General features: G+C 51.9%; 1 protein-coding gene. It reads left to right on the top strand.

Annotated features, from left to right (window positions below; all coding sequences use genetic code 11):
• Positions 1 to 99: 99 nt before the first annotated feature.
• Positions 100 to 368 (top strand): hypothetical protein (locus tag FVP33_RS19270; RefSeq protein ID WP_147785275.1); only part of this gene is annotated, 269 nt, incomplete at its 3' end.

Raw genomic sequence — 368 nt, 5'->3', positions numbered from 1 at the left:
TTCGGAGTTGACTTCTTCGGAGACGGTGCTGTACACTGCACCAGCGGCGCTATTTTCAAAATCGACCGCAAATCTCAATAATCGAAAAGGAGATATAAAATGACTGATTTCAACATCACCCCTGAGCAAATGGAAGAAGCAATGGCAGGTATGAACCCTGAGCAGCGGGCTCTGGTAGAGAAAGCCTTGACCGACCGTAAATCTCTGGAAGATTCCATCGTGACCGAGGACGGTGAACTGGACTATGGCATGCTTGCACGACACATCCGCACCAGCTTGGGTGATCTGCCTCTGGTAATGGGTGGCCCGGACTTCCTGAAGCGGATGATCTTGGTTGCGGCGATGCCGGAGACCAAAGACGATCTCCG

The sequence above is a fragment of the Lacisediminihabitans profunda genome, from assembly GCF_008040105.1.
In the GTDB taxonomy this organism is placed as follows: Bacteria; Actinomycetota; Actinomycetes; order Actinomycetales; family Microbacteriaceae; genus Lacisediminihabitans; species Lacisediminihabitans profunda.
Note: the sequence above shows the minus strand (reverse complement) of the source record. Positions and strands in the feature narration are given on the sequence as shown.